Here is a 6068-nt window from a genome sequence, read left to right on the forward strand (position 1 = left end):
GGTGCACTTCAGGCGGATGACTGCCTTGAGACGCTGACGCTTGCATTGGAGGCGCTGACCGATGGCCCCAATATTGTTGGCAGCAAAGTGCGCGACGATATTGGGTTGGGTATTCGGACACTGCATGTCGTACGACTGGGCAGAAAAGGCCGCCATTTGGTGGTTTTCAGGATGGCGGACGGTCAAGCCATCGATGTCATTCGCTTGCTTCATGACAGCATGGATTTGGCCAAGCATTTGCCGGATTGAGTTGGCGATGGTTTGCAGGGCGTGTGCCACGCCCATCGCCCACGGGGTGGGCTCTTACAAAAAGATTCGTTGATGGCCTTTTGCGGATGATGCTGTCGTGTTGGTGGTCGTGCACCGTGGTGAGCACGCCCATGCGGTGGGGCTGATCAGCCAGGTATCGTTTCGACGCCATTCACAAATGGAAACAGCAAATAAGGCATTTTAAATTATCAATAATTGAAAATATGCAATCCAAATAAACATAAAAAGCGTGAAGCCATCAAGGCTGTCCACGACGCAAACCTCACCATGAAAACAGTTTCTGCTCTGCTGCTGGCTGCCACTTTGGTGGTTTCCGGATGTGCCACTGTCGATATGGAGCCCCCAAGTTCATCGTCAAAGTCCAAAGCGTTCAACGCGCCAAGTCAAGGCACAGTGGGCATCTACATTTGCCGTGACAGTTGGATGGGCAAGATGCTCAAAAAAGACCTTTGGATCAATGGCAAGTGCCTGGGTGAAAGTGGCCCGGATGTCTTTTTCTACACCGAAGTTGAAGGCGGTAGAAAGCACAAGATTGAAACCGAATCCGAGTTCTCGCCCAACGCGATGGAGCTGATGGTCGAACCGGGTCAGACGTATTTCATTCGCCAATACACCAAGGTCGGTTTGGTGGTGGAGGGCGCTGATCTTGAAAGAGTCTCTGAAGCGCGTGGCAAAGCGGCCATTGCCAAACTCAATATGGCCAAAACAGGCACCTGCAGCGGCCCACGCTGATGGCCGGCTTCGGCTAAGGCTCCATGTCGGGACTCAAGCCGCCGACCTACAAATGGCAAGCTCAGGGGCAATGCCATCTTTATGGGGCCGGCGTTTTCATTCACAGCACCGTTTTGCGCACCGCGTTTTCCCACAGCGCCATTTGCTCTGCGGCGTAGTGGGGTTGGCGCTGGGGGCTGAAGCGGCGTTCTGCGCGCCAAAGGGTGCTCAGCTCGTCGGTGTTGGCGTACACGCCGGTCGACAGGCCTGCCAAATAGGCGGCGCCGAGCGCGGTGGTTTCCACCACTTCGGGGCGCACCACATCCAGCCCCAGCAAATCGGCTTGGATTTGCATGAGCAAGTCGTTGACGCACGCGCCGCCGTCGACGCGCAGCTCTTGCACGCGGGCCACGCCCGCTTGCGACAGGTCGCGCCCCATGGCTTGCAGCAAGGCGGCGCTTTGGAAGGCGATGCTTTCCAGCGCGGCACGGGCGATGTGCGCTGCGGTGCTGCCGCGTGTGAGCCCCGTGATGGCGCCGCGTGCGTCGGGTTTCCAGTAGGGCGCGCCCAGGCCCGTGAAGGCGGGCACGACCATGACGCCGCCCGAGTCGGGCACGCTTTCGGCCAGGGCTTGCACTTCATGGCTGTGGCGAATGACGCCCAAGCCGTCGCGCAACCACTGCACCACGGCACCCCCCACAAACACGCTGCCTTCGAGCGCGTATTGGGCTGGCGCATGGACTTGGGCTGCGCTGGTGGTGATCAAGCCGTTGTGCGATTGCATGGCCGAGCCGCCTGTGTGCATGAGCATGAAGCAGCCGGTGCCATAGGTGTTTTTGGCCATGCCCGCCTGAAAGCAGGCTTGCCCAAACAGCGCGCTTTGCTGGTCGCCCGCCACGCCGCCGATGGTGACGGTGTGGCCCAGCAGCTCGGGGCGGGCTTGGCCATAGATGGCGCTGGAGGCTTTGACGGTGGGCATCATGCTTTCGGGGATGCGCAGCGCCGCCAGCAAGTCCGCGTCCCATTGGTGGGTGTGGATGTTGAAGAGCATGGTGCGCGAGGCGTTGCTCACGTCGGTGGCGTGCACGGCCCCGCCACTGAGTTGCCACATGAGCCAGCTGTCGACGGTGCCAAAGAGCAATTCGCCGCGCTCGGCTTGGGCGCGGGCGTGGGGCACGTTGTCCAAAATCCATTGCAGTTTGGTGCCCGAAAAATACGCGTCCACCCGCAAGCCGGTTTTGGCTTGGATGGTGTCGGTCAGGCCTTGTTCGCGCAGGGCCACACAGGCGGGTTCGGCCCGGCGGTCTTGCCAAACGATGGCGTTGCAGATGGGCTGGCCTGTGCTTTTGTGCCACACCACGGTGGTTTCGCGTTGGTTGGTGATGCCCATGCCCGACAACTCGCTTGCGCTGATGCCGGCTTTGGCCAGCGCCTCGACCATGGTGGCGAGTTGGGTTTGCCAAATTTGCAGGGGGTCGTGTTCGACCCAGCCGGGCTGGGGATAAATCTGCGTGATCTCTTGCTGCGCCATGGCCACTATTTGGCCTTGGGGGTTGAACACAATGCTGCGCGAGCTGGTGGTGCCTTGGTCGAGGGCGAGGAGGTAGGTCATGGTGTGGTGAGGTACGTTCGGGGTCGGGTGAAGGTGCGGATCGCTGAACAAGGCAGTGAGCGGGGCAGTGAGCGGGGCATTGAGCGGAGTCGTCGTTGGGACAGTCGACGGCTCAGTCGGCGATGTGGAGCTGCACTTGTGCCTCAGCGAGCAGGGCGGCAAAGGGGTCGGGGGGCGGGGCGTCGGTGAACAAATGGTCGATGTGTGAGATGTTGCCCACTTCGACCATGGCCGGGCGGTTGAACTTGCTGTGGTCGGCCGCCAGCCACACTTCTCGGGCATGCGTGAGGATGGTTTGCGAGACCTTGACTTCGCGGTAGTCGTAGTCGCGCAGCGAGCCGTTGGCTTCGATGCCTGAGATGCCGATCAGTGCAATGTCGACTTTGAATTGGCGAATAAAGTCCACCGCCGCTTCGCCCACGATGCCGTGATCGCGCCCGCGCACCACGCCGCCCACGACGATGACTTCGCTGTTGGGGTTGGCGCTCAGGATGCTCGCCACGTTCAGGTTGTTGGTGATCACGCGCAGGCCGTTGTGGCCCAGCAGCGCTCGGGCGATGGCTTCGGTGGTGGTGCCAATGTTCAAGATCAGCGAGCAGTCGTTGGGCACCGCTGCCGCCACGCTGCGGGCAATGCGTGTTTTGGCCTTGGCGTTGAGGTTGACCCGCAGCTGATGACCAAGGTTTTCTGTGGTCGAGCTGGGCACGCGCACGCCACCATGAAAACGTGTCAATTGCCCGGTCTCGGCCAGGCGCTGCACGTCGCGGCGCACCGTTTGCAGTGTGACGCCCAGCTTGTCGGCCAGTTGCTCGACGCTCACGGAGCCGAGTTCTTGGACCACTTTGAGCAGCGTGATTTGTCGGGGATTGGCATTCATGGGGGTTATTTTCCACGCAGTTGCAGACGGGCACAACGCCACATCGAACAAAAACGAACATTTAAAATGGTAAATTCCATGGCCAAAAGAAAAATTTCGATCAACAATGAAAAGCCCAGAGATGGAACCCTGTTTGCACCCGGTGTCGCAGCATGAACAGCCGTTGCCAACGCGCCGCAACGACCTTTTGGCCCGGTTGAGCCCTCAGACGGTGTATGACCTGGCGATTGTGGGCGGCGGGGCCACGGGCTTGGGTTTGGCATTGGATGCGGCTTCGCGGGGTTATCGGGTGGTGTTGGTGGAGTCGGATGACTTTGCCAAAGGGACATCTTCGCGTTCCACCAAGTTGGTGCATGGGGGGGTACGGTATTTGGCGCAGGGCAACATCGCCTTGGTGCGTGAAGCCCTGCATGAGCGCAGCACTTTGCTGCGCAACGCCCCGCACATTGCACAGCCCTTGCCGTTTGTCATGCCGCTGTATGCCTGGTGGGAAAAGCCTTTTTACGGTGTCGGCCTGAAGGCTTATGACGCTTTGGCAGGCAAGTCCGGTCTGGGGGCCACCGTGTTTTTGTCGCGCCAAGAGACCGAGCGGTGTTTGCCTTCGGTGCAAATGGCGGGTTTGCGCGGTGGTGTGAAGTATTGGGACGGCCAGTTCAACGATGCCAAGTTGGCGCTGGCTTTGGCGCGCAGCGCAGCCCTTCGAGGGGCGCTGTTGCTCAATCACATGCGGGCCACGCGCTTGCGCTACGCCGATGAACGCGTGTGTGGCTTGCAAGCAGAAGATGCGCTGACGGGCGAGACCCACACCATCGAGGCGCGTTGTGTGGTCAACGCGACAGGTGTTTGGGTGGACGCTTTGCGTGCACAAGACGGTGCCCAACAACGGATGGTTGCACCTAGCCAGGGTGTGCACATGGTGGTGGACAAGAAGTTTTTGCCCGGCCATGCGGGTTTGATGATTCCCAAAACCGCCGATGGCCGCGTGTTGTTTGCCGTGCCTTGGTTGGGCCAAGTGATTTTGGGCACCACCGACACGCCGCGTGACGATTTGGCCCGTGAGCCTTTGGCCTTTGAAGAAGAGATTGATTTCATCTTGCAGGAGTCGGCGCGCTACTTGCGCTACCCCCCCAAGCGCAGCGATGTGAAAAGCATTTGGGTGGGCTTGCGCCCGCTGGTCAAGCCGCCGCAGGATGAGGGCAATAACACCAAGGCGCTGAGCCGCGAACACACGGTGGTGGTCAGTCGATCGGGTTTGGTCACGGTGACGGGGGGCAAATGGACCACTTACCGTGCCATGGCGCAAGAGGTGTTGGACAGGTGTGTGGACAGCGGGCTCTTGGCTTCTCGCGGCCCGGCGCAAACCGAGGACATGCCACTGGTTGGCGCGGATGCGGGTGCAAATGCAGCGTCTGATGCGGCGGCCCGTGTTTCGATGTCCGAGCCGGAGGGGGTGCATTCTTACGGCAGTGAGCAAGTTTGGCTGGGGCAATTGCCTGGCACGCAAAATTGGCTGACCCCCAGTTTGAGTGAGGCCATGGTGAGGTTTGCAGCGCGCTACGAGTACGCACTGCGCTTGGAGGATGTGTTGGCACGACGCTCAAGGCTGCTGTTCTTGGATGCCCAGCGTGCCGCTGAAATTGCGCCTGAGGTGGGCCAGATTTTGGCGTCTGAAACGGGCATTGACCCCGATGTTCCGGGCTTTTTGAAGCTGGCTGCGCAATACACATTGGCCTGAGGGCTTCGCCGGCTTGGGCCAGGCCCTGGCCCCGTGGTCAGGCCTGCATCACCCCGCGCAGACCGACCCCAAAACTTTGGAATCCCTGTGCTGCCCAGCGGGCGCTGCTGTCGATGCAGTCGTGTTGGTGGCCATGCACCGCAGTGCGCACGCCCATTCGGCGGGCCAGCGCGTCGAGCGCAGTGAAGCCGTGTTCGTGGTAGCCGGGCGCTTCGTGGGTGATCAAGATGTCGGCTTGCAGCGTGGCCAGTTGCGCAACTTCATCGGGGTAAATGCTGGACCAGTGTTTCAGCGGCACGCCATCCTGCCAGCGTTCCCGGTGCGGTGTGAGGCGGGTGTGTTCGTCGCGGTTGCGAAATTTGGGGGCTTGAGCGTCTTTGGGGTACCAGACGGCACCCCGAAAAATGCCGCCAAGCCCGGCAATGCGCGTGCCGCAGGGCAGGGTGACGACGCGCCCGTGCAGGTGGCGCTCGGTGTGTTTGCGGTGCCAGACGTTGGCGAAGTGGTCCGGGTGGTCGGTGTCGTGGTTGCCGTGGATGAACCAGACGCGCTCCCAAATGGCGGCCAGCTCGATGTGCAGCGGGCGTGCGGGCTCCAGGTCGCCGAGCAGGATGACCGCACGGGCGTTGGCGTGCAGGGCCGCATCAATGATGTGCTGCCACTGGCCGTGCGGGTCGCCGCAAAAAAGGAGGGGGCCGGGGTGCATAGGGGTCTTGTAGCGGTGTTGTTCCCCGCAAATCCTACAGGAGGTCTTGGATCTCCGAGTTTGTGCCCCCTCAATGCCCAACATGCCGCCCCCCCCGCAGCTCAGCCCCCCGCAGGCCGGCACCTTCGGCTCGGAAAGTTTGCCCCCGTCGGCGCCT

General features: G+C 61.1%; 6 protein-coding genes. 3 read left to right on the plus strand and 3 right to left on the minus strand.

Annotation, left to right across the window (positions count from 1 at the left end):
- Positions 1-249: type II toxin-antitoxin system RelE/ParE family toxin (locus Q0341_RS00460; protein WP_299509772.1), on the plus strand; the 249-nt coding region annotated here is incomplete at its 5' end.
- Between the two features lie 288 nt (positions 250-537).
- Positions 538-1002: a DUF2846 domain-containing protein gene (locus Q0341_RS00465; protein ID WP_299509773.1), complete on the plus strand. Its 465-nt coding sequence runs from the start codon at positions 538-540 to the stop codon at positions 1000-1002.
- Positions 1003-1102: 100 nt separating this feature from the next.
- On the opposite strand, the gene glpK is transcribed toward Q0341_RS00465, so the two are convergent.
- Positions 1103-2593 carry a glycerol kinase GlpK gene (gene glpK, locus Q0341_RS00470; RefSeq protein ID WP_299509774.1) on the minus strand — a complete coding sequence of 497 codons (1491 nt, stop codon included), beginning with the start codon at positions 2591-2593 and terminating at the stop codon, positions 1103-1105.
- Positions 2594-2705: 112 nt separating this feature from the next.
- Positions 2706-3470, minus strand: coding sequence for a DeoR/GlpR family DNA-binding transcription regulator (locus Q0341_RS00475; RefSeq protein WP_299509776.1), 765 nt, complete (start codon positions 3468-3470; stop codon positions 2706-2708).
- A 121-nt stretch (positions 3471-3591) separates the two neighbouring features.
- Between Q0341_RS00475 and Q0341_RS00480 the strand changes: the two genes are divergently transcribed.
- Positions 3592-5205, plus strand: a complete 1614-nt coding sequence (locus tag Q0341_RS00480) for a glycerol-3-phosphate dehydrogenase/oxidase (protein ID WP_299509778.1) — start codon at positions 3592-3594, stop codon at positions 5203-5205.
- Positions 5206-5242: 37 nt separating this feature from the next.
- Here the strand turns inward: Q0341_RS00480 and Q0341_RS00485 are convergent, their stop codons facing one another.
- Positions 5243-5911, minus strand: coding sequence for a metallophosphoesterase (locus Q0341_RS00485; protein WP_299509780.1), 669 nt, complete (start codon positions 5909-5911; stop codon positions 5243-5245).
- Between the last annotated feature and the right edge of the window lie 157 nt (positions 5912-6068).

This window comes from uncultured Limnohabitans sp. (assembly GCF_937889215.1).
Lineage (GTDB): Bacteria > Pseudomonadota > Gammaproteobacteria > Burkholderiales > Burkholderiaceae_C > Limnohabitans_A.

Bases quoted from the DNA above. Each gene is read 5' to 3' on its own strand.
- Q0341_RS00465 (WP_299509773.1), top strand. From the start codon at position 538: ATGAAAACAGTTTCTGCTCTGCTGCTGGCTGCCACTTTGGTGGTTTCC.
- glpK (WP_299509774.1), bottom strand. From the start codon at position 2,593: ATGACCTACCTCCTCGCCCTCGACCAAGGCACCACCAGCTCGCGCAGC.
- Q0341_RS00475 (WP_299509776.1), bottom strand. From the start codon at position 3,470: ATGAATGCCAATCCCCGACAAATCACGCTGCTCAAAGTGGTCCAAGAA.
- Q0341_RS00480 (WP_299509778.1), top strand. From the start codon at position 3,592: ATGGAACCCTGTTTGCACCCGGTGTCGCAGCATGAACAGCCGTTGCCA.
- Q0341_RS00485 (WP_299509780.1), bottom strand. From the start codon at position 5,911: ATGCACCCCGGCCCCCTCCTTTTTTGCGGCGACCCGCACGGCCAGTGG.